Genomic DNA, 22,456 nt, shown 5'->3' on the forward strand with positions numbered 1-22,456 from the left:
CCCAACAATGAAAAAAGCTATCAGCGCCTCCCTCGTTTCCGCCCTGCTTGCAACCGCAGTCAGCGGCGCCTATGCCGCCGAAACCGAATGGCCGACGCGACCTGTGCAGGTCGTGGTCATCGCCAATGCCGGCGGCGACACCGACTTCAATGCCCGCACCATGGCCAAATACTTCACCAAGATCACCGGCGAAGCGATGGTCATCACCAACGTCGCGGGCGGCGGCGGCACCTTGGCTGCCGAGCAGGTCAAGCAGGCCGACCCGGACGGCAATACTATTCTCTTCACCCACACGGGCCAGTTGATCGTCAACGAAGTCGCAGGCCTGACCAAGGACAGCCTGGACGCATTCGACATCTGCTGCATCGCGGGCGTCGACAAGGGCACCGTATTCGTCGCCTCGAAAAGCTCAGGCCTGAAATCGCTGGAAGACCTGATCTCCAAGTCCAAGGCAGAGCCAAGCAGCGTGACCTACGGCACCGAGATGGGCAGCTACTCGCACCTGCAAGGCCTGATGTTCGAAGGTCTGACCGATACCAAGCTGAAGATGGTCGACGCCGGCACGGTGTCGGAAAAGGTCGTCGCCCTGCTGGGTAACCGTATCGACCTCGCCGCGATCAGCTACGGTTCGGTACAGGACTACGTAACGAGCGGTGAGATGGTCGCCCTGGGCCAGCCCAACGACGAGCGCAACCCGCTGCTGGGCGATGTGCCGACCTTCAAGGAACAAGGCGTCGACTTCGTCATGGAGAAGCCCTATGTCGTCGCGTTCCCGGACGGCACCGATCCGGCCATCATCGAAAAGATGGCCGGCATCGTGAAGCAGATCACCGAGACGCCTGAATACGAGGAAGAGCTGCGCAAGACGTTCAAGCAACCGGTCAGCTACTTCGCTACCGACGCGTCCATCGACCGCTTGAAGAACACCCGTGAGCAGTTCATGGAATACAAGGACGATCTGCGCCAGAGCAAGTAAGCCTGCGACCCGATGCCGGGCGCGCTCGCTGCGCCCGGCAGCCTTTCTTCTGAATCGAGAGCAGCCCCATGGATACCTACAAGAGAAAGGAGTTACTGGTCGGAGCCCTGATGCTGGGCGCCGGCCTGTTCTACCTGTTCCTGACAATCAATCTTCCGCGCAAAGGTTTCATCGACGCATCAACCGTTCCTTATGTACTGTCCGTCGGGCTCTGCCTGCTGGGCGTATTGCAACTGCTGACTGCAACCAGGGCGACGCAACCTTCGGCTGATCCCGATGCGGCAGCTGACCCATCTACCGGAACGCCACCTGACTACCCGACGGTTTTCAAGACGCTAGGCCTGATCGCCGTATACGTCGCGCTGCTGCAGAAAGTCGGCTTTCCAATCATGACCGTGCTTTATCTGTATGCGCAGTTCATCGTGATCACGCCTCGCGAACAGAAGATCAACCACATCGCCTATGTCGTCATCGCGGTTGTGACCTCCGCAGTGATCTTCTTCACCTTCCGGCAGGGCTTCGATCTGATGCTCCCGACCGGCTTTCTGAAATTCTAGGAGGCGGCCATGTTCGAGCTTCTGCAGGCCGGTTTCGGTGCGGTTTTCTCTCCCTATATCTTCATCCTGATTACCCTTGGAGTCGCCGTTGGCATTGTCTTTGGTGCAGTTCCGGGGCTTTCGGCGACCATGGCAATCGCCCTGTGCCTGCCGTTGACCTACACCATGGGCCCGGCGGCCGGCCTATCGCTGCTAGTGGCCCTGTTCATCGGCGCGACATCCGGGGGTCTGATTTCGGCGATTCTGCTGAAAATTCCCGGTACGCCAGCCTCCATCGCCACGACCTTCGACGGCGGGCCGATGATGGAAAAAGGCGAAGGCCTGAAGGCCCTTGGGGTCGGCGTGGTGTTCTCCTTCATCGGCACCGTCTTCAGTATCGTCGCGCTGATGTCCATCGCCCCCTCGCTGGCGAAGATCGCTCTGCGTTTCGGCCCTCACGAGTATTTCGCCATTGCGATCTTCTCGCTGACGCTGATCGCCACGCTGTCCACCGGCTCGCTGCTCAAGGGCATCTACGCCGGCACCCTGGGCTTCGCGTTTTCCACCGTAGGCATCGCTCCGGTCGATGCCATCCGCCGCTTCACCTTCGACTCGCCCAACCTCAACGGCGGTTTCGCGATGCTGACGGTGATGATCGGTATGTTCGCCGTGGCCGAAGTGATCAAGATTGCCGAAACGGGCCGCGCCGCGCACAAGAGCAAGATCGCGTCCGTCAGCATGAAGGGCGTCAAAGGCTTCGGTTTCTCCATAAAGGAGTTCTTCGGGCAGATTCCCAATGCGTTTCGCTCCTCGCTGATCGGCATCGGGATCGGGATATTGCCGGGCATCGGGGCCGGCACCTCGAACATCGTCTCCTACATCATCGCCAAGAAGCGCTCCAAGCATCCCGAGCGATTCGGCAAGGGCGCGGTCGAGGGCGTGGTCGCCAGCGAGACGGCCAACAACGCCGGCATCGGCAGCGCCATGATCCCGCTGATGACACTCGGCATTCCGGGCGATACCGTGACCGCGATCCTGCTCGGTGGCTTCATGATTCACGGCATCCAGCCGGGCCCCTTGCTGTTCATTACCCAGGGCGCGCTGGTCTACACCATCTTCGCCGCCCTCATCCTGGCCTCCGTAATGATGCTGGTACTGGAGTTCTATGGGCTGCGGATCTTCATCAAACTGCTGGCGGTACCCAAGCACATTCTGCTGCCGATCATCCTGGTGCTGTGCGTGGTGGGTGCGTTCGGTCTGAGCAGCCGGGTGTTCGATGTCTGGACCATTCTGTTGTTCGGCCTGATCGGCTATGGCTTCGTCAAAGGCGGAATGCCCGCGGCGCCGTTCATCATCGGCTTCATTCTCGGGCCGATGGCCGAAACCAATCTGCGGCGCGGCCTGATGCTCTCGGACGGCAACTTCATGGGTTTCCTCACCAATCCCATCTCGGCGGCCTTCCTGGCGCTGGCCCTGCTGTCGGTGCTCTGGCATCTGTTCAGCGCATTGCGCGGTCGTAAAAGCGCAGTGGAAAAACTGCAGCGCGCTTGAGCGTGCGGCACCGCGCAAGCGGTGCCGCCGGGCATAGAACCGCGCCTTGGCGCGGTTTTTTTGCTCAGCCACGCTTACCTATTTCGATCTTTGCCAACGTCCAGTCAGCTACGCGCTCGTGCAGGCTGAGGCCCAAGCCTGGCCGGTCTGGCACGATCATGTGGCCGTCGCGTATTTCCAGTCGCTCGTTGAAGGCCGGTTCCAACCATTCGAAGTGCTCGACCCAGGCCTGATGCTCGTAGGCAGCCGCAAGGTGCAAATGGATTTCCATGACGAAATGCGGCGCCATGATCATGCCGCGTTGTTCGGCTGCCTGGGCGACCTTGAGAAACGGCGTGATACCGCCCATGCGAGGCGCGTCGTGCATGATCACATCGACCGCGCCGGTGTCGACATAGCCCAAAGCTTCTGCTGCGCTGGTGAGCATCTCGCCGGTACCGATGGGCGTATCCAGTTGCGCGGCCAAAGCGGCGTGCCCCGCAACGTCATGCGCATCGAGCGGTTCCTCGATCCATTCCAACTGATACTGCTCCAGCGCTCGCCCCACACGTAATGCGGTGATGCGATCCCATTGTTGATTGACATCCACCATCAGTGGCACCTGGTCGCCGAGATGTTTGCGCAAGGCATCAACCCGCTGCAGATCGAGGCGGCTATCCGGCTGCCCGACCTTTATCTTCACGCCGCCAATGCCGCGCTCGCGAGACTGCGTCGCCTTGTCGATGAGCTCTTCGATCGAGGCCTGCAGATAGCCGCCCGAGGAGTTGTAGCAGCGCACCGAGCCGCGCTGCGCACCCAGCAGTTTGGATAACGGTAGCTCTGCGCGCCGTGCCTTGAGGTCCCACAAGGCGGTGTCGATCGCAGCTATGGCCTGCGCCGCGACACCGCCCCGCCCTACCGAAGCACTTGCCCATGCCAGCTTGCTCCAGAGTCGGGCGATGTCGTTGGGATCTTCTCCGATCAGCAAGGGTGCGAGTTCCTGAGCGTGGGCATATTGCGCCGGCCCGCCAGTGCGCAGGCTGTAGCTGAATCCCAGGCCGGCGTGCCCCTGTGCGGTTTCGATCTCGGCAAACAACAGACTGACCGAGGCCAATGCGGGTTGCCGACCGGTCGCCACTTTGGCATCGCTGACAGCGTGCGCCAGTGGCAGCTCCACCGAGCGCAGGCCGACCCAAGTAACGCGATCGGAAATGTACGTTTTCATGTCCACCTTCATGGTCGCGACGATGTATGGAAAGCATGATGGACGTTGCGATTGATGCAGCGCTAATCTAATCATCCACTTGATTGATACCGGAAATGCATCAATGTTTGATCTGGCGCAACTGCGATGCTTTACCGCTTTGGCGACGGAGTTGAATTTCCGTCGCGCCGCTGAGCGCCTGCACATGACCCAGCCGCCGCTGAGCCGGCAGATCCAGCTGTTGGAGCATCAACTGGGCGTCGTCTTGTTCACCCGCAGTACCCGTGCGGTGGCGTTGACGGCCGCGGGTCGTGCCTTCTTCGTCGAAGCCCAGGCGCTGCTTGAGCAGGCCCACCGGGCGGCACAGACTGCGCGACTGATTGCGCTGGGCGAAAGCGGGACAGTGAGCATCGGCTTCGTCGCCAGCGCGGTTTACGACTTTTTGCCTCGGGTGGTGGCACAGGCCAGGCGCGACCGCCCCGGTGTACAGATCGCGCTACAGGAGATGACCACCTTCGAGCAACTGCAGGCCCTGCGCACGCGGCGCATCGACCTGGCCATCGTGCGTGCGTCTCTGAACGATCCGGGCCTTGTCAGCGAGCGTCTGGTGCGCGAGCCCTTCGTCCTGGCCGTGCACGACGAGCATTCGCTGGCACGACTCGAGCCGCTTGAACTGGCCGCATTGCACGGCCAGCCGTTCATCCTTTATTCGCATGCCGCCTGGCAGCCGTTCAATGAGCTGCTCACCGGCATGTTCCGCTCCACCGGCGTGCAACCGGACTATGTCCAGTCACTCAGCAACACATCGACCATCCTGTCCCTGGTGAACGTCGGCATGGGCCTGGCACTGGTGCCGCGCAGCGCCAGTGCGGTGAGCTTCGAGCGAGTGCGTTGGCGCACGCTCGACCTTCCGATAGGCGTACACAGCGAGCTACATCTGGTCTGGCGCGACGATAACGACAACCCGGCCGTCGCCGCGCTTCGCGAAGCAGTGCGTCATGCGGCCAGCGAGCCCGCTCAGGCGCGCTGACCCACCTCGGCCTGCTGCGCGGTCCAGCCAGCCACCCGTTCGCTCAGACTCAAGCCCAGACCGGGTCGATTCGGCACCAGCATCCGCCCATCGCGAATTTCCAGTCGTTCTTCGAACAACGGTTCCAGCCATTCGAAGTGCTCGACCCAGGGTTCATGAATGTGGGTCGCCGCAAGATGCACGTGCAGCTCCATGGCGAAGTGCGGCGCTAATGTCATGCCGGCCTGTTCCGCCAGGGTCTGCACCCGCAGATAGGGCGTGATGCCGCCGACGCGCGGGGCGTCAGGCATCAGGAAATCGGCAGCACGCTGACGAATGAACTCCCAGTGTTCGGCCGGGCTGGTAAGCATCTCGCCCGTTGCGATTGGCGTATCGAACTGGCGCACCAGCTCGGCGTGCCCCTCGGCGTCGTAGCAGTCCAGCGGCTCCTCGATCCATATCAGATCGAAGGGTTCCAGGCGTCGACACATGCGACGGGCCATCGGTCGGTCCCATTGCTGGTTGGCATCGACCATCAGTGGAAACGCTTCGCCCAGGTGCTGGCGTACCGTGCCGACCCGATGCAGATCCAGCGCCCAATCCGGCTGGCCGACCTTGAGCTTGATCCCGCCGATGCCCTTCTCGCGCGACAAATCAGTGTTCTTCATCAACTGATCCAGCGGCGTATGCAGGAAGCCACCAGACGTGTTGTAACAGCGTACCGAATCGCGCTGCGCGCCCAGCAAACGCGCCAGCGACAATCCGGCGCGACGTGCCTTTAGATCCCACAGCGCCACGTCGAAGGCGCCGATGGCCTGGGTCGCCAGACCGCTGCGCCCCACCGATGCGCCCGCCCAGCACAGTTTGTCCCATAGTTTGGCGATATCGCTGGGATTCTCGCCGATCAGATTGGGCGCCACCTCCAGGGCATGGGCGAACTGCCCCGCGCCGCCGGCGCGCTTGGAATAGCTGAACCCCAGCCCCTGGTGGCCGTCGCGGGTTTCGATTTCGGCGATCAGGATGGCGATTTCGGTCATCGGCTTTTGCCGGCCGGTGAGTACCTTCGCATCGCTTATAGGATGGGCCAGCGGCAGCGCCACCGAGCGCAGACGTAGCCAGGTGATACGGTCATCGTCGGCATAGATGATCGCGCAGTTGTCGTTCATGGAACCTCCTGGTGATGGAACCGACGACCTACCCGAGCCCGCTGTGACCAGACAATCACATAGACCTGTCAGACCGTCGAAAATGAAGTGCCCGTTTCACCCTATGATGATTGCGCAATCATTCAAGTCCTAAAAACATCAGGCGCGGTCTCGCACGATCAGCTCGAAGACAACATCCAGGCGCAACGGATCGTGAGCCTGAGCGGGCTCGGCAATGCGCGCCAGCAACGCTTCGGCAATGGCTCGGCCAATCCTCGGACCATCGACCCGTACAGTGGTCAACGGCGGGGCTGTGCGCCGCGCTGGACAGATCGCCAAAGCCCATCAGCGCCAGGTCTGCAGGGACGGCCAGACCGCGACTGGCTGCCTCCGCCAGTACACCTTGAGCCAGGGTGTCGGAGCTGCAGACCACCACGCCCCCGTCGCGTTCGGCCGATCCAGCGCGCGACACGGTGATTGGAGAAACGCCCGCGACCTTGGCCACTTCGATCAGCGTTGGCGTGCCTGGCGGGCGAACATCGGGCTACTTTCTGCTCATGACTGTCTACCGTCGCTCATGACTGTCTATCGTCGAGGCGCCTCAGGGGGATGAGGAACCGGCTCTGAAGCCCACATCTGAACACCCTTACTCCTGGCGCTGTCATCATACAACTACACGGGGTTCGACCGACTTGCTCATCCTTTTCCAATACGGGAGTCCTACTCGACTTTAGTGGTATGTGATTGCCCCGCTGCGCCCGCTAGCGTGATGCTTTGCATTCACCTCTGAAGTCTATGAAGCCTAGAGAACAAGCCACTTTCAGGCGCAACGAACGGAGCTTTCCCAGGCAAGGCAAGCATTTTGGGCATCAGCACGAAGATCGCAATCGCGGTTGACAAAGTTCGATGGTCGCAGAAATAATCAGCTCAAGTCATCCGACAACCGATGACATCAAAAACAATAAGCGACGGGCAGGCCCATAATGACAAGCACGACGACCACACCCACACCCTTCAATCGCCTCCTGCTGACTGGCGCGGCGGGAGGTTTGGGCAAGGTGCTACGCGAAACGCTTCGACCCTATGCCACTGTTATTCGTCTCTCCGATATTGCCTCTATGGAGCCTGCCACCGGCCCGCATGAAGAGGTGATGCCTTGCGATCTCTCCGATAAAGCAGCCGTACACGCACTTTGCGAGGGTGTCGATGCGATCGCGCATTTTGGCGGCGTCTCTGTCGAGCGGCCTTTCGAAGAGATTCTCGAAGCCAACATCCGCGGTGTATTTCATATCTACGAAGCCGCACGCAAGCACGGCATCAAGCGCGTGATCTTTGCCAGTTCCAACCATGTCATCGGTTTTCACAAGCAGACCGAAACCATCGACGCTAACGCCCCGCGCCGCCCAGACAGCTACTACGGCCTGTCCAAATCCTACGGCGAGGACATGGCGAGCTTCTATTTCGATCGCTACGGCATCGAGACCGTCAGCATTCGCATCGGCTCTTCCTTCCCCGAACCGCTCAATCGTCGAATGATGGCCACCTGGCTCAGCTATCGAGACCTGACCGATCTGATTGGACGTTCGCTGTTCACTCCCAATGTTGGTCACACCGTCGTTTATGGCGCCTCGGCGAACCGGGATGTCTGGTGGGACAACCACATGGCGGCGCACCTTGGCTTCACACCCAAGGACACATCAGAAGTATTCCGCGACAAGGTCGAAGCGCAACCACCCTACGCCCCCAACGATCCTGCCTTGATCTACCAAGGCGGTGCGTTCTGCGAAGCAGGTCCCTTCGACGATTGATCGCCTTGCGCCACGCCGCGAAAAACAACAAGAGAATCGCCATGGCAAACCAAGCAGAACTGATCGTCGATGCCCGGAACGCTACCGGAGAGAGCCCGGTGTGGATCGCCTCGGAACAGGCGCTCTACTGGGTCGACATTCCCAACCGCCAATTGCAGCGCTGGGCGGCAGCGGACGCTTCGGTGACCCGCTGGACTGGCGAGCAGATGGTCGCCTGCATCGCGCGCCGCGATGGCGCTGCGAATCGCTGGATCGCCGGAATGGAAGACGGCGTCTTCGACATCACTCCGCAGGATGACGGCACGCTTGCCGCCACTCGCCTCATCGATGTGCAGCACGGTCACGGCGGTATGCGGTTCAACGATGGACGCTGCGACCGCCAGGGGCGTTTCTGGGCTGGCACTATGGTCATGGATATGGCTGCTGGCATCCCGGCTGGCGCGCTGTACCGCTTTGATGGTTCCGCCAGCGACGGTTCGCTCGCTGCACAGATAAACGACTTCGTCGTGCCTAACGGGTTGGGCTTCAGCCCGGACGGTCGAACGATGTATCTGTCCGACTCGCACCCCAGCGTGCAGTGCATCTGGGCGTTCGATTACGACATCGACAGCGGCACCCCGAGCAATCGCCGTCTGTTCGTCGACATGACCCAATATGCCGGTCGCCCAGATGGCGCTGCGGTGGACGTCGACGGTTGCTATTGGATCTGCGGCAACGATGCCGGCCTGATCCACCGTTTCACGCCGGACGGCCGTCTTGATCGTTCGCTGCAAGTACCTGTCAAGAAGCCAGCCATGTGCGCCTTTGGTGGCTCTGGCCTCGACACCCTGTTCGTCACGTCCATCCGTCCGGGGGGCGATCTCTCCGACCAGCCGTTAGCGGGCGGCGTGTTCGCCCTGCAACCCGGCGTCTGCGGACTGGAGGAAACACCCTTTCGTCAATGATTCACCCATGCAAGGACCGGCTCGCGGTTGTCCGGCCTTGAAGTTCCAACGCTGCTCACCAACAACAACAAGATGGAGATCCACATGAACTTCAAACGCAAGTTGCTCATCGCTGCACTCCCCTTCGCCTTCTGCTTGTCCAGCGCGGCCCATGCGGCCATGACATTGAAGATCGCTGAAATCCATCCAGCCGGTTACCCGACGGTCGTGGCTCAGGAACACATGGGCCAGAAGATTGAAGAAGCCACGAACGGCGAACTCAAGTTCCGCATGTTCTCCGGCGGCGTGCTTGGCTCGGAAAAAGAAGTGGTGGAGCAGGTCCAGATCGGTGCGGTGCAAATGACCCGCGTCAGCCTCGGCACGCTCGGTCCGGTAGTACCAGATGTCAACGCCTTCAACATGCCTTTCGTGTTCCGTGACCATGAACATATGCGCAAGGTCATCGACGGTGAAATCGGCCAGGAGATCCTCGACAAGATCACCAACTCCGAATTCAACATGGTCGGTCTGGCATGGATGGATGGCGGTGTGCGTAACCTCTACACCAAAGAGCCGGTTCGCAAGCTGGAAGATCTCAAGGGGATGAAAATTCGTGTCATGGGCAACCCCCTGTTCATCGACACTCTGAACGCCATGGGCGCACAAGGCGTTGCAATGAATACCGGTGAGATCTTCAGCGCCCTGCAAACTGGCGTGGTTGACGGCGCCGAAAACAATCCGCCTACCATGCTCGAGCACAACCACTTCCGTGCTGCGAAGAACTATTCGCTGACCGGTCACCTGATTCTCCCCGAGCCGATCGTGATGTCCAAGGCGACCTGGAACAAGCTCACCCCGGAACAGCAGGAAATCGTCAAGAAGTACGCCAAGGAAGCGCAGATGGAAGAGCGCAAACTGTGGGACGAGAAGACCGCCAGCAGCGAAGCCAAGCTCAAGGAAGAAGGCGTCACCTTCATCGAGGTGGACAAGAAGCCCTTCTACGACGCGACCGCCCCGGTTCGCGAGAAGTACGGCGCACCCTACGCCGAGCTGATCAAGCGTATCGAAGCCGTCCAGTAATTCGTTCTCTCTGAAAAGTCTCGCGGTGGCGGGCCTGCGCCCGTCACCGCGCTTGTGGTGAAGTCTGATGAAAAACACGCTGCTGCGCGTCAACGACGCGATCTACATGACCTGTGTATGGGTCGCGGGATTGGCCATCGTGGTCATGTCCATGATCATCCCTTGGGGGATCTTCGCGCGCTACGTGCTGGGCTCCGGTGGCGGCTGGCCTGAACCGGTGGCCATCCTGCTGATGGTGATCTTTACATTTCTTGGCGCTGCGGCGAGCTATCGAGCCGGAGCGCATATGGCGGTGACCATGTTCACCGACCGTCTGCCTGAACATCTGCACCGCCATGTCGAACTGCTGGTGCAAATCCTGATGGCCATCATCTGCCTGTTCATGACCATCTGGGGCGTCAAGCTGTGCATCGCCACCTGGAATCAATTCATGAGCACCTTGCCGACGTTGCGCGTTGGTATCACCTATTCCCCTATTCCGATTGGCGGCGCGATCACGCTGCTGTTCGTGCTCGAACGAATCATTTTCGGTGACCAGAGCCATCGACGAGCGGTCAACTACGAGCTGGTCGAAGACAGCAAGGAGGCGGTGTAATGGATGCGCTGATACTACTTGGCAGCTTCGCTGTGCTGTTCCTCCTACGGATGCCGGTCGCCTATGCGCTGGGCTTGTCGGCGCTGATCGGCGCCTGGTGGATCGACATCCCGTTCGACGCGGTGATGATTCAGGTCGCGGGCGGCGTCAACAAATTCTCTTTGCTGGCGATCCCATTCTTCGTGCTGGCTGGAGCCATCATGGCCGAAGGCGGTATGTCGCGGAGGCTGGTTGCTTTCGCTGCCGTGCTGGTCGGGTTCGTACGCGGTGGTCTGTCCCTGGTCAACATCATGGCCTCCACCTTCTTCGGCGCCATCTCAGGCTCGTCCTTGGCGGATACCGCTTCGGTGGGTTCGGTGCTGATTCCGGAAATGGAGAAGAAGGGCTACCCGCGCGAATTTTCCACCGCGGTTACGGTCAGTGGCTCGGTCCAGGCACTTCTGACGCCACCTAGCCATAACTCGGTGCTGTTCTCGCTGGCAGCCGGCGGCACAGTCTCGATTTCATCGCTGTTCATCGCCGGCATCGGCCCTGGGCTGCTGCTGAGCGCGGTGATGATGACCATGTGTCTGATCTTCGCTCGGGTGCGCAATTACCCCAAAGGTGAGGTCGTTCCACTCAAGCAGGCGCTGAAGATTTGTGTCGAAGCGCTCTGGGGCCTGATGACCATGGTCATCATCCTTGGCGGCATTCTTTCCGGGGTATTCACCGCGACCGAATCCGCCTCGATTGCCGTCGTCTGGGCGTTCTTCGTGACCATGTTCATTTACCGCGACTACAAGTGGCGTGAGCTGCCCAAGTTGCTGCACCGGACGGTGCGTACGCTGTCGGTGGTGATGATCCTGATCGCGTTCGCCGCCAGCTTCGGCTACATCATGACGCTGATGCAGATTCCCTCGAAGATCACCACGATGTTTCTGACGCTGTCGGATAATCGCTACGTGATTCTGATGTGCATCAACATGATGCTGCTGGTACTCGGCACGCTGATGGACATGGCGCCGCTGATCCTGATTCTCACGCCGATTCTGATGCCCGTGATTACCGGCATCGGAGTCGACCCGGTGCACTTCGGTATGATCATGCTGGTCAATCTCGGGATCGGTCTGATCACCCCACCGGTAGGCGCTGTCTTGTTCGTCGGCGCAGCAATCGGCAAAGTGACGATCGAGAACACGGTCAAGGCGCTGCTGCCCTTCTATGCCGCGCTGCTGCTGGTACTGATAGCCGTAACCTACATTCCGGCTATCTCGCTCTGGTTGCCAAGCATGGTGCTCTGACAGTCCTCAGCGCACGAGCGAGGACGCCGCCCACCCGGGCGGCGTTTTGCTTTGCAAGCCAACGAACAATTCGCCAACCATAACCATCAAAAAGCCACCACTGCCATCTGGCTACACGGCCGAACGGAACGGATTCCGCCCAGGACAGGATTGACCCCATGCAAACTGCTGCGCCCTTCCCACGCCATATCGCCGTACTGGTTCTGGCCACCCTGGCCTGCTCATTCGCAGGCAATCACATCGCCGCCCGGATTGCTTTCGATCACGACACCGGACTGCTGCTGGCCATGCTCTGTCGCGCTGGCGTTACCCTGATTGCCTTAGGCACCTTGGTCTTCTGGCGGCGCGAATCCCTGCGCCTGAGCAGTGCCACTTGGCGCTGGCAGATTCTGCTCGGCCTGCTGATCGCGGTTCAGAGCTTCTGTATCTACTCAGCCGTGGCTCGCATTCCCGTGGCGCTGGCCCTGTTGGTGGTGAATCTGTCGCCCATCATGCTTGCGCTGCTGACCTGGCTGCTAGGCGGCCCAAAACCGACCCGGCAGGCGCTGGCGATCATGGGCATGATCCTGTTCGGCCTGGTACTGGTACTGGACGTCCCGGCACGCTTGGTCAGCAGCGAGGCGCCGGACGGCCAGTGGGTCGCCGGCATATTGTTCAGCCTGACCGCGGCCGCGGTGTTTGCGATCGCGCTGTGGATTACCGAGCATAAGCTATCGACGATGGCCGGTTCGGTGCGCAGCATGCTGACGCTGGTCGTCGTATTCAGCAGCTCCGCCCTGCTTGGCGCCAGCGGCCTGATACCGGGTGGTCTGAGCCTGCCAAGCGCGAGCGCCGGCTGGATCGCCCTGGGGTGCCTGATATTGCTCTACGGGGCGGCGTTCTCGACGCTGTTCATCTGTATGCCGCGCCTGAATATCGCGCGCAATGCGCCGGTAATGAATGTGGAGCCGGTCGCTGGCATGCTGCTGGGCTGGCTGGTGCTCGGCCAATTGCTCGGGCCCTTGCAAGTGCTGGGTGGCCTGATCGTCGTCAGCGGTATCGTTCTACTGGCGTACCGCAAGCATTGAGGCGAAAGGACAACCGGCCTGACGGTCATTCCGTTGAGGATCACCGTCTTGGCACACCGGCGATCGTTCGTTAACACGACGGAACGCTGAGTCGCCGAGTGGCGCTAGAAAAGCCGGTATTGGACGTTAGAGGAGCAGCTGATTACCGGTGGACTCATCCATGAGCCCGGTATAGCGCCGCTGCACTGCGAGCCTCTGCTGCGGTACGCGTCGCCGGCATGGCCATGAACCAGCGCTGAGGTTCACCCAACCTTGTCGGTTTCAGCCTCTTCGTGCGCCTGGCGCAGCCGCTCGCGGCTGTTGGTCAGGTGCAGGCGCATCGCGGCGCGAGCGGATTCGGCATCCTGGCGAGCGATGGCGTCGTAGATCTGCTCATGCTCTCGGCCGAGGCGTTGCTGATAGTGCGGCTGGTCATCGTGCGCCAGGCGGGCCGAATTGAGTCGACTGCGCGGAATGATCGCTGTACCGAGGTGATTCATGATGTCGGTGAAATAGCGATTGCCGGTTGCCTCGGCAATCTGCAGGTGGAACTGGAAATCGGAAACCGCGGCTTCGCTGGACAGTGCCGCACTCTGCTGCAGCGAATCCAGGAACGCGCGCATCGCCGCCAGTTGTTCTGGAGTACGACGCATCGCCGCCAACCCGGCTGACTCGACCTCAAGGCTGATACGTAGCTCGAGAATCGACAATACGTCACGCAACGTGCCGATGGTTGCCGGGTCGATGCGAAGACCCGTGGTACTGGGCGTGTCGAGTACGAAGGTACCGATGCCGTGACGCGTTTCCACCAGACCGGACGCCTGTAAGCGTGAGATCGCTTCGCGCACCACCGTCCTGCTTACACCCTGCGCCTGCATGATTGCAGACTCGGTGGGCAGCTTGTCTCCGCGCTTGATGAGGCCGTCGCGTATCTGCTGGGACAGCTCCGTGACCAGTTCCTGTGCAAGACTGCGGTGCTTCCGGCGGACGCGTGGTTGAGCGCTCTGGTTTTCCATGGACACATCGATCTCATTGAAGCGAAGTAATCTGTATCATAGCCCAGTGGTTGTACGATGACTATCCGACGACCGGATATAGGTAAGCCAGCGTCGTATCCAAACCTGACGGGGCATCTCGCCGTTTGAGAAGACAGCGAAAGGGGCGCGGCGGGTCTTACCCGATGACAGGTTCAATGATTCCGACGCTTTCGTAGGTGCAAGCCTGGCTCTTCCCGTCACCAGCGCTCGCGAAGAAAGCGGGCGATCTGGTGGAAGTACGCGGCCACGTCGGGCAGTAGGCTGGACATGCGCAGGAAGTCGTGGGTCAACCCTCGGCAAAGCGTCACCTCGACATCCACGCCCTGTTCCTGCAACGCCTTCGCATAGGCCAGTCCCTCGTCCACCAGAGGATCGAACTCGGCGATCAGCAATAACGCCGCGGCGCTGCCGCGCAGCCGTTCGCCTGCATACAACGGGGAGCAGTGCCAGTCATACCGCTGCGACTGCTCCGGTGCATATTGTCGGTAGAACCACTCCAGCGTGGCGCTCTCCAGCAGGTAACCGTCGGCAAACAATTCGCGCGATTCGCTTCCATCCTGAGCATCCACCGCCGGGTAGAACAGCAGTTGAGCACAGGGCAATGGGCCGCCCTCCGCCGCCAGTTGCGCCGCCAGGACGCTGGCCAGCGTGGCGCCGGCGCTGTCGCCAGCCACCGCCACCCGGGTTGGATCAATGCCGAGTCCAGCGGCCCGAACCCGCAGCCATTCCCAGGCCGCCCGCGCATCATCAGGCGCGGCGGGAAGCGGATGCTCCGGCGCCAGTCGGTAGCCAACCGCCAGCACCGTACAGCCACAGGCCTCGGCCAAGGTCCGACACAAACCGTCGTGGGACTCCAGGCTGCCAACCACGTACCCACCCCCATGGAAGTACAGCACTACCGGCGCCGAGCTTTGCGGCGTCGGGCGGTACAACCTCGCAGGCAGGGTTCGCCCTGGGAGTTCCAGCTCAAGTTGCTCCACTGGGATCCGAGGCGCACCGGCCTTCAAGGCTTGCGAAGCGGCCTCGAATTCCTCTCGCGCCCGCTCGACCGATAACTCATGCAGGGCCGGACGCCCACTCTGGCGGCGTTCGTCGACCATATCGAGAAAAGCGGAAAGTTCCTGATGCAGCATTGCAACCTCACTCAAGGGATCGCCGGCCCGGCATGTCGCCGGACCAGCGCTGGATAGTTGATTGATGAATGGTTCATGCGGGCAGGCACGCCTGTTCCTGGCGTTCACCGTGCGTCGCACAGCAATGCTCGATCACCGCCTGCAGCTCTTCCTGCAGCCCGGCCATCAGCTGCTCGATGGTCGAACGGCGATAGAGGCGTCGGCTGAACACACAGCGCAGGCTCAATCGCCCCTCATAGACCTGGCCAACGATCTCCAGCCATGCATTCAGCGGCGCGCTGGCGGCGTAGGCATCACCGGCGCTTTCCTGCACCGGCGCGAACAGCGCCTGGTCGTCGAAGCCCTGATCGAACTGCCCCAGATAGTTGAAGATGACCTGCGGCTGCGCCCGCTCCGCCAGGCGTCGACGTGTCGACTCGTCACCCAGATAGCGCAGCACGCCGTAGCCGATGCCCCTCTGCGGCAAGGCGCGCAGCTGATCACGGACCGCCGGAATCGCTTCAGCGTAACCGCCCTCGCCCGGTGTCAGGCGCAGCGGGAACAGGCTGGTGAACCAACCCAGGGTGCGGCTGTGATCCAGATCATCGAACAGGTCCTCACGACCATGACCTTCCATGCCGACCAGCACCGAGGCGCTGTCGCTCCAGCGGCACAGTGTGCGGCCCAGAGCGGTCAGCAGCAAATCGTTGATCTGCGTCCGATAGGCCTCCGGGGCGACCTTCAGCAGTCGTTCGGTCTGCTCCGGCGCAAGGCTCCACTGCACCTGCTCGCGATAGGCCACCCGGGCGTGCCCACGCGGGTTGTCGCGAGGCAGATCGACCAATCCGGCCGGCTCGGTCTGTGCCAGCCAGTAAGGCAGTTCCGCCGCCAGGCGGGGATGCCCGGCATAGCCGCGCAAGCCATCGGCCCACGCCTGGTAGCTGCAGCTCGGTGCAGGAAAGCTCGCTGCCTGCCCTTCGCACAGGCGCCGGTAGGTCTGTTTCAGCTCCGCCAGCAGGATGCGCCAGGACACCCCATCCACCCCCAGGTGGTGCGCCACCAGCAGCAGACGTCGGCTACCGTCGTCCATTTCGCTGTAGACCGCCCGAAACAGGCGTCCGTCGGCGATGGACAGGCTGCGCTGGGCCTGATTGGCGATGGCCACCATCGCCGCGGGGTCGACCGCCGGCCGGACCCACAGCAGCGGATCCTCATCCAGCCGGAGCGCGTCCATGCCTTGCTGACGCTGGCGCCACTGACCGTCCGCGCCCCGCTGGAACGCCAGACGCAAGCTGCCGTGCTCACCGAGGACCGCGCGCAGCGCCGCTTCGAGCCGTTCGCAGTCCAGCGGCTGCCGGCACGCCAGCAGCACCGACTGGTTGAAATGGTCGGCCTCTTGCAGGCCCTGTTCGAACAACCATTGCTGGATCGGCAGCAGGCCGAAGCAGTCGCCATCCTGCGCTGCCGATGCAGTGAATTGTTCGGCCGCGAGGGCGGGCTGTGCGTCGCGCCGTTCCAGCAGCGCGGCGATGGTCTGGTACTGGAGGAGATCACGCAGGCGAATGTCCAGCGCCGGATCGCCACCCTGGCGCACCTGGGACACCACCTGCAAGCTGAGGATCGAATCACCGCCCAGGTCGAAGAAATTGTCGTGAATGCCGACCCGCTCGACCTGCAGCACCTGCGCCCAGATCGCCGCCAGCATCCGCTCGGCGTCGTTGCGCGGCGCGATATAGCCGCTCCCCTCCCAGCTAGGCTCGGGCAGAGCCTTGCGGTCGACTTTACCGGCAGGCGACAACGGCAGGCGCTCCAGTGCCATGATCTGGGCCGGCACCATGTAGTCGGGCAACCCAGTGCGCAGGTAGCTGCGCAAGGTGTCGCCATCAACGTCGCCGACCACGTAGCCGATCAGTTGCTTGCCGCTCGCACCTTCACGGGCGACCACCACGGCCTCGCGCACCTGAGGATGGGCTTGCAGACGGGCTTCGATCTCGCCCAGCTCGATACGGAAACCGCGGATCTTCACCTGATGATCGATACGCCCGACATACTCGACGACCCCGTCGGAGCGACCGCGCACGAGGTCACCGGTGCGGTACATGCGGCCACCCGGCTCGCCGAATGGATTGGCGACGAAACGCTCGGCGGTCAGCTCCGGGCGCTGGTGATAACCCCGCGCCAGGCCACTGCCGCCGATGTACAGCTCGCCAGCCACACCCAACGGCACTGGGCGCAGCGCTTCGTCGAGGATGTACAACCGGCGCGAGCCGACCGCCGTGCCAATGGGCGCATAGGTCGCTTCACAGCGGGTCGTTGCATCAGCCTTCCAGAGCAACGGCGTGACCACGGTCTCGGTCGGCCCGTAGCCGTTGATCAGATGTTCGGCACGCAGGTTGTGACGGGCCAGCTCGAAGGCCGCCTCAGCCACCGCATCGCCGCCGAAGCAGTAGATCCGCATGCTCGGGGCATGCCCGACACGCGCGGCCTGATCAGCCAATTGCTGAAGGTAGACTGGCGGAAACGCGGCGACGGTCACCGCATGCTCGCGCAGTTGCTCCAGGGTCTGGTCCGGTGCCCACAGCGCATCGCCGCGGATCAGCAGGCTACCGCCGTGGCTAAGCGCGGTTAGCCAGCGTTCATGGGCACCGTCGAAGGCGAACGACATGAAGATCAGCTCGCGATCGTTCGGGCCCATCCCGTAGCGCTCGCCGATTGCACGGCAATGCATGGCGATGTCGCCATGGGCCACCGCCACGCCCTTGGGCTGGCCGGTGGAACCGGAGGTGTAGATGAGGTAGGCCAGGTTGCCCGGCTGCAACGATACCTGCGGAAGTTCGGCGTGCTCTCCGGACAACTCGAGCCCGTCCAGCTCCAGGCAAGCGACACCCTCGGGCAGGGGCAAACGGTCGCGCAGACGACTGTCGGTAAGCAACAGGGCGATGCCGGCATCCTGCATCTGGAAGGCCAGGCGCTCGCGTGGGTAGTCGGCATCCAGCGGCACATAGGCGCCGCCGGCCTTGAGCACCGCGAGCAGCGCCAAGGGCAGCTCGACACCGCGCGGCAGGGCCACACCGACACGCATCTCGGGGCCGACCCCAAGCGCCATCAGGCGCCTCGCCAGGCGGTTGGAGCCTTCCTCCAGGGTCTTGCGTTCAAGGCGTGTGCCTTCGCTGATGAGCACGCAGGCATCCGGTCGCTCACGGTTATGCCGGGCAATCACCAGATGCACCGGCTCGAAGCCCTCGACGGCCGGCGCCTGGCCGTGCAAGCGCGCCTGGGCGTCCAGCTCGGCGACACTCAGGCAAGCCAGATCGGCAATGCGCCGGTCGCCGCCCTCCTGCATCGAGGTGAGAATCTGCTCTAGATTGGCGCGAATACGCAACGCCGCCTCGTCCGTAAAATGACTGCGCAGGTACTGGTACTCGATTTCCAGGCCCTCACCGAGCCGTATGGCCAGATCCATCGGCACGCTGGTGACATCTTTGGACACCAGCTCGCCGAAGCGCGGACCTTTGCCGCCGCCCTGCTTGAGCGCCTCGTCGACCGGATAGTTCTCGAACACGATGATGCTGTCGAACAGCGCCTGGCCGCTGTGCCCGGCCCAACGCTGAATGTCGTACAGCGGCGTGTATTCGTACTCGCGGACTTCAACGTTGTATGCCTGCAGCTCGCGCAGCCAGTCGCCGAGTTCGGCCTGCGCCGCCGGCGCCTGGGCCACCGGCAGGGTGTTGATGAACAGCCCCAGCAGCCCCTCAGCACCGGGCAGATTCGTCGGACGGCCAGCGACCGTGGCGCCGAAAGCCACTCGGCGCTTGCCGGTGTAGCGCTGTAGAAGCAATAGCCAGGCGGCCTGCAACAGCGTGTTGAGTGTCACTCGCTCGCGGCGGGCGAAGGCACGCAGGCGTTCGGTGGCGGTCGTGTCGTAGCGGCTGTAGGTCACGCCATGGCCGCAGCCCTCCGACGGGCGCGGCAAGCAGTCTGCCAGCAATGTTGGCTCATCCAGCCCGGCGAGCCGCTCACGCCAGAAGGCCTCGGCGGCGATCGCGTCCTGGCGCTGTAGCCAGGCGATGTAATCAGCGTAGCGCGCGATCGGCGACGGCAATGACTCGCCGGCGTAGACCTGCAGCACCTCCTTGATCAGCTGCGCTCCGCTCCAGCCATCCGTCAGCAGGTGGTGCATGGTCCAGATCAACTGCCAGCGGCCATCGCCTAACGCCAGTAGGCTCATGCGCTGCAAGGGCGGCCGGGCGAGATCGAAGCCTTCGGCACGGTCGCGTTCAGCGAAGGCGACGACGTCCGTTTCGCCTTCGATCACCCGCACTTCAGCAGGTACCTGGCGGTGTACCACCTGTAGCGGCTGACGCAGCCCGCCCTGCCAGAGGAAGCCGCTGCGCAGCGTTTCGTGGCGGGCCACTACCTGAGCCCAAGCGGCTTGCAGGCGCGACGGGTCGAGATGCTCCACCGCCACGCTGATCTGGTTCACGTAGAGCCCCGAGCCCGGGTTGTCGAGGGCATGGAACAGCATGCCTCGCTGCATCGGCGACAGTGGATAGAGGTCCTCGATCTGCGCCGGTGGCAGGTCGAGCGCCTCGAGCTGCGCCTGATTGAGATCTGCCAGGGGGAAGTCCGACGGGGTCACGCCACCCGCTTCGTCGGCGAGGCAATGAGCGATTAATGCGCGCAATTCATCGAGATAGCGGCGGGCCATTCCCTCGATCGTCGTGGCATCGAACATCTCGCGGCTGAAGGTGAAGCGCAGGCCCAGGCGGGCATCGAGTACCTGCCCATCGATGCTCAGCCAGTTACCCAGCGGTGCCTCGCCATCGCGGTTCGGCCCTGCACTTTCGTTGGCCGGCCGCAGCAGTGCATCGTCGGAGAAGCTGGCATCGAACTGGCCGAGGTAGTTGAAGGTCACGCGCGGCTCGTGCAGATCATCCAGGCCCTCGCCGAAATGACGCAGCAAACCGTAGCCGAGACCACGCCGCGGAACCGCGCGCAGCTGTTCCTTGACGGACTTGATCGCCGCGGCTGGCTCGCCACCGGCATGCAAACGCACCGGATAGAGGCTTGTGAACCAACCCACCGTGCGGCTCAGGTCGATGTCCTCGGACAGGGTTTCTCGGCCGTGTCCTTCCAGCATCAGCGAGGCGCTGTCGGCGCCGGTCCAGGCGCACAACGTGCGGGCAAGAGCCGTGAGCAGCAGATCGTTGACCTGGGTGCGGTAGGCCGCCGGGGCCTGTTGCAGCAGTGCGCGGGTGTTGGCTTCGTCCAGTTCCAGACGCAGCGTATACGCCTCCCGCTCGACCAGACGGACGTCAGTGCGAGCATCAGGCAGCGCCGCAGCGGTGCCGTCCAGTTGAGCCCGCCAGTAGGCTCGTTCCGCCGCCAGTTCCTCGCTGCCGCCCCATTCACCCAGGTGCTGCGCCCAGCGCTTGAACGAACTGCCGCGCGGCGCCAGGGGTTGGCTCCGGTAGAGCGCCTGCAGATCTTCCAGCAGGATGCGCCAGGACACGCCATCGACCACCAGATGATGGATCGCCAGCAACAGCCGTTGGCTGCCGTCGGCCATGGTCACCAGCAAGACGCGCAGCAACGGGCCACGCGCCAGGTCGAGGCTGGTCTGGGCAGCGTGACAGTGCATTTTTAGCTCGCCGGCGTCCGCCGCCTCACGCAGCCAGAGCAGATCGGGATTCGGCTGCTCGGCATGCCCGGCGTGAAGGCCGTCGGCGGCGAAACGCAGACGTAGGGCGTCGTGATGAGCGACCAATGCCGTCAAAGCTTCGGCCAACCGCCGAGGATCGAGCGCTTCCCGGGGCTCCAGCAACAGCGCCTGGTTCCAATGAGCACGGCGCGGCATGGGCGTGGCGAGGAATGCCCGTTGGATCGGCAGCAACGGCGTTTCACCCTGCTCCGGCCCCTGCACGTCTTGCACTGCGGCGTCCCGCACGACCGCCGCCAGAGTGCGCAGGGTCTGATGTTGGAACATGTCCTTGGGGCTGAGCTGCAATCCCGCCTGGCGGGCGCGGCTGACTACCTGGATGGAGACGATGGAGTCACCGCCCAGCTCGAAGAAGTTGTCGTCGCGGCCGACGCGCTGCACACCCAGCACGCCCTGCCAGATATCCGCCAGCAAGGCTTCGCGCGCCGTCGCCGGGGCCTGGTAATCGGCCTGCGGCTGGCTGAGGTCGGGTTCCGGCAGGGCCTTGCGGTCCAGCTTGCCGTTGGGTGAAAGCGGCATGGCATCCAGCACCAGAATGCGCGCCGGCACCATGTAGTCCGGCAACTGCTCGGCCAGGGTCTGGCGCAGCAGGTCGCCCTCGCAGCTCGCCACGGCATAGCCCACCAGCTGCTTGCCTTGCGGCGTGTCTCGCGCCACCACCACCGCTTCTTCGACGTGCGGATGGGCCTGCAGTCGGGCCTCGATCTCGCCCAACTCGATACGCAGGCCGCGGATCTTCACCTGATGGTCGATGCGGCCGACGTACTCGATGGCCCCGTCCTCGCGCCAGCGCGCCAGGTCACCGGTGCGATAGAGGCGCCCGCCTTCGCCGAACGGATCGGCGACGAAGCGCTCGGCGGTCAGCCCCGGCCGTGCGTGATAACCCCGTGCTAGGCCCACGCCGCCGATGTACAGTTCGCCGGCAACGCCTTGCGGTACCGGCTCCAACCAGGCGTCGAGGATGTACAGGCGCAGGTTGTCGATGGGCCGACCGATCGGCACGATGTGCCGCTCGTTTTCCTCCTCGCAAGCCCAGTAGCTGACGTCGATAGCCGCCTCGGTGGGGCCGTAGAGGTTGTGCAGTTTGGCAGCGAGGCGCTGGCGGAACTGCTGTTGCAGTGCGTAGGGCAATGCCTCGCCGCTGCACATCACCTGCCTGAGCGACGAGCACTGTTCCAGCTCACCGGAGGCTACGAAGGCCTGCAGCATCGACGGCACGAAGTGCAGCACGCTGACGTCGCCCTCGTTGATCACCTGACGCAAGGCCAGCGGATCGCGGTGCGCGCCTGGCTCGGCCACCACCAGCGCCGCACCGGTCAGCAACGGCCAGAAGAATTCCCAGACCGAGACGTCGAAGCTGAACGGGGTCTTTTGCAGGACGCGATCAGCCGACGTCAGGCCGTACTCCTTCTGCATCCAGTGCAGACGGTTGATCAGCGCCGCGTGGCTGTTGCCG

The 22,456-nt window shown here is 62.8% G+C and carries 15 protein-coding genes and 1 pseudogene; 10 read left to right on the top strand and 6 right to left on the bottom strand.

The annotated features are described in order from the left end of the window. Positions 1 to 7: 7 nt before the first annotated feature. The 3 genes from UF78_RS18580 (at position 8) to UF78_RS18590 (ending at position 3,063) form a co-directional block, all read left to right on the top strand. Entirely contained in the window at positions 8 to 976 is a 969-nt protein-coding gene (locus tag UF78_RS18580) for a tripartite tricarboxylate transporter substrate binding protein (RefSeq protein ID WP_045163710.1), read from the top strand. Positions 977 to 1,044: 68 nt separating this feature from the next. Continuing rightward, positions 1,045 to 1,533: a tripartite tricarboxylate transporter TctB family protein gene (locus UF78_RS18585; protein WP_045163711.1), complete on the top strand. Its 489-nt coding sequence runs from the start codon at positions 1,045 to 1,047 to the stop codon at positions 1,531 to 1,533. A gap of 9 nt (positions 1,534 to 1,542) precedes the next feature. After that, the gene (locus UF78_RS18590; protein WP_045163712.1) at positions 1,543 to 3,063 is read left to right on the top strand and encodes a tripartite tricarboxylate transporter permease; all 1,521 of its coding nucleotides are present in this window, start codon (positions 1,543 to 1,545) and stop codon (positions 3,061 to 3,063) included. A 64-nt stretch (positions 3,064 to 3,127) separates the two neighbouring features. Here UF78_RS18590 and UF78_RS18595 read toward each other — a convergent pair whose 3' ends face one another. Further along, positions 3,128 to 4,267: an L-talarate/galactarate dehydratase gene (locus UF78_RS18595; protein ID WP_045163713.1), complete on the bottom strand. Its 1,140-nt coding sequence runs from the start codon at positions 4,265 to 4,267 to the stop codon at positions 3,128 to 3,130. Positions 4,268 to 4,370: 103 nt separating this feature from the next. Between UF78_RS18595 and UF78_RS18600 the strand changes: the two genes are divergently transcribed. Continuing rightward, positions 4,371 to 5,276, top strand: coding sequence for a LysR family transcriptional regulator (locus UF78_RS18600; RefSeq protein ID WP_045163714.1), 906 nt, complete (start codon positions 4,371 to 4,373; stop codon positions 5,274 to 5,276). On the opposite strand, the gene UF78_RS18605 is transcribed toward UF78_RS18600, so the two are convergent. Beyond that, positions 5,264 to 6,421, bottom strand: coding sequence for an L-talarate/galactarate dehydratase (locus UF78_RS18605; RefSeq protein ID WP_045163715.1), 1,158 nt, complete (start codon positions 6,419 to 6,421; stop codon positions 5,264 to 5,266). The two genes, UF78_RS18600 and UF78_RS18605, sit on opposite strands and share 13 nt — an antisense overlap. 138 nt (positions 6,422 to 6,559) lie before the next feature. Next, positions 6,560 to 6,842 (bottom strand): annotated as a pseudogene (locus tag UF78_RS22940) (substrate-binding domain-containing protein); the annotation flags it as partial. 541 nt (positions 6,843 to 7,383) lie between these two features. Here UF78_RS22940 and UF78_RS18610 point away from each other — a divergent pair. The 6 genes from UF78_RS18610 to UF78_RS18635 all read left to right on the top strand — a co-directional run bounded on the left by UF78_RS18610 (position 7,384) and on the right by UF78_RS18635 (position 13,153). Beyond that, positions 7,384 to 8,208 carry an NAD-dependent epimerase/dehydratase family protein gene (locus UF78_RS18610; protein WP_045163716.1) on the top strand — a complete coding sequence of 275 codons (825 nt, stop codon included), beginning with the start codon at positions 7,384 to 7,386 and terminating at the stop codon, positions 8,206 to 8,208. 41 nt (positions 8,209 to 8,249) lie between these two features. Next, entirely contained in the window at positions 8,250 to 9,152 is a 903-nt protein-coding gene (locus UF78_RS18615; RefSeq protein WP_045163717.1) for an SMP-30/gluconolactonase/LRE family protein, read from the top strand. An 84-nt stretch (positions 9,153 to 9,236) separates the two neighbouring features. Further along, on the top strand, positions 9,237 to 10,211 hold the full coding sequence (locus tag UF78_RS18620; RefSeq protein ID WP_045163725.1) for a TRAP transporter substrate-binding protein: 975 nt from the start codon (positions 9,237 to 9,239) through the stop codon (positions 10,209 to 10,211). Between the two features lie 67 nt (positions 10,212 to 10,278). Continuing rightward, positions 10,279 to 10,806, top strand: a complete 528-nt coding sequence (locus UF78_RS18625) for a TRAP transporter small permease (protein ID WP_045163718.1) — start codon at positions 10,279 to 10,281, stop codon at positions 10,804 to 10,806. Further along, positions 10,806 to 12,086 carry a TRAP transporter large permease gene (locus UF78_RS18630; RefSeq protein WP_045163719.1) on the top strand — a complete coding sequence of 427 codons (1,281 nt, stop codon included), beginning with the start codon at positions 10,806 to 10,808 and terminating at the stop codon, positions 12,084 to 12,086. Before UF78_RS18625 ends, UF78_RS18630 begins: the two co-directional genes overlap by 1 nt. 158 nt (positions 12,087 to 12,244) lie before the next feature. Beyond that, positions 12,245 to 13,153: an EamA family transporter gene (locus UF78_RS18635; RefSeq protein WP_045163720.1), complete on the top strand. Its 909-nt coding sequence runs from the start codon at positions 12,245 to 12,247 to the stop codon at positions 13,151 to 13,153. A 242-nt stretch (positions 13,154 to 13,395) separates the two neighbouring features. Here UF78_RS18635 and UF78_RS18640 read toward each other — a convergent pair whose 3' ends face one another. The 3 genes from UF78_RS18640 to UF78_RS18650 form a co-directional block, all read right to left on the bottom strand. Then, positions 13,396 to 14,148: a FadR/GntR family transcriptional regulator gene (locus tag UF78_RS18640; protein ID WP_045163721.1), complete on the bottom strand. Its 753-nt coding sequence runs from the start codon at positions 14,146 to 14,148 to the stop codon at positions 13,396 to 13,398. Between the two features lie 218 nt (positions 14,149 to 14,366). Continuing rightward, positions 14,367 to 15,302 (bottom strand): alpha/beta hydrolase, encoded by a 936-nt coding sequence (locus tag UF78_RS18645; protein ID WP_045163722.1) that lies wholly within the window; start codon positions 15,300 to 15,302, stop codon positions 14,367 to 14,369. A 73-nt stretch (positions 15,303 to 15,375) separates the two neighbouring features. Beyond that, positions 15,376 to 22,437 carry a non-ribosomal peptide synthetase gene (locus UF78_RS18650; protein WP_268988833.1) on the bottom strand — a complete coding sequence of 2,354 codons (7,062 nt, stop codon included), beginning with the start codon at positions 22,435 to 22,437 and terminating at the stop codon, positions 15,376 to 15,378. Between the last annotated feature and the right edge of the window lie 19 nt (positions 22,438 to 22,456).

The sequence above is a fragment of the Stutzerimonas stutzeri genome (assembly GCF_000952685.1).
Classification (GTDB): Bacteria; Pseudomonadota; Gammaproteobacteria; order Pseudomonadales; family Pseudomonadaceae; genus Stutzerimonas; species Stutzerimonas stutzeri_E.

Excerpts from the sequence above, each read along its gene's own strand:
- UF78_RS18580 (WP_045163710.1), top strand. The coding sequence starts at position 8 with ATGAAAAAAGCTATCAGCGCCTCCCTCGTTTCCGCCCTGCTTGCAACC.
- UF78_RS18585 (WP_045163711.1), top strand. The coding sequence starts at position 1,045 with ATGGATACCTACAAGAGAAAGGAGTTACTGGTCGGAGCCCTGATGCTG.
- UF78_RS18590 (WP_045163712.1), top strand. The coding sequence starts at position 1,543 with ATGTTCGAGCTTCTGCAGGCCGGTTTCGGTGCGGTTTTCTCTCCCTAT.
- UF78_RS18595 (WP_045163713.1), bottom strand. The coding sequence starts at position 4,267 with ATGAAAACGTACATTTCCGATCGCGTTACTTGGGTCGGCCTGCGCTCG.
- UF78_RS18600 (WP_045163714.1), top strand. The coding sequence starts at position 4,371 with ATGTTTGATCTGGCGCAACTGCGATGCTTTACCGCTTTGGCGACGGAG.
- UF78_RS18605 (WP_045163715.1), bottom strand. The coding sequence starts at position 6,421 with ATGAACGACAACTGCGCGATCATCTATGCCGACGATGACCGTATCACC.
- UF78_RS18610 (WP_045163716.1), top strand. The coding sequence starts at position 7,384 with ATGACAAGCACGACGACCACACCCACACCCTTCAATCGCCTCCTGCTG.
- UF78_RS18615 (WP_045163717.1), top strand. The coding sequence starts at position 8,250 with ATGGCAAACCAAGCAGAACTGATCGTCGATGCCCGGAACGCTACCGGA.
- UF78_RS18620 (WP_045163725.1), top strand. The coding sequence starts at position 9,237 with ATGAACTTCAAACGCAAGTTGCTCATCGCTGCACTCCCCTTCGCCTTC.
- UF78_RS18625 (WP_045163718.1), top strand. The coding sequence starts at position 10,279 with ATGAAAAACACGCTGCTGCGCGTCAACGACGCGATCTACATGACCTGT.
- UF78_RS18630 (WP_045163719.1), top strand. The coding sequence starts at position 10,806 with ATGGATGCGCTGATACTACTTGGCAGCTTCGCTGTGCTGTTCCTCCTA.
- UF78_RS18635 (WP_045163720.1), top strand. The coding sequence starts at position 12,245 with ATGCAAACTGCTGCGCCCTTCCCACGCCATATCGCCGTACTGGTTCTG.
- UF78_RS18640 (WP_045163721.1), bottom strand. The coding sequence starts at position 14,148 with ATGGAAAACCAGAGCGCTCAACCACGCGTCCGCCGGAAGCACCGCAGT.
- UF78_RS18645 (WP_045163722.1), bottom strand. The coding sequence starts at position 15,302 with ATGCTGCATCAGGAACTTTCCGCTTTTCTCGATATGGTCGACGAACGC.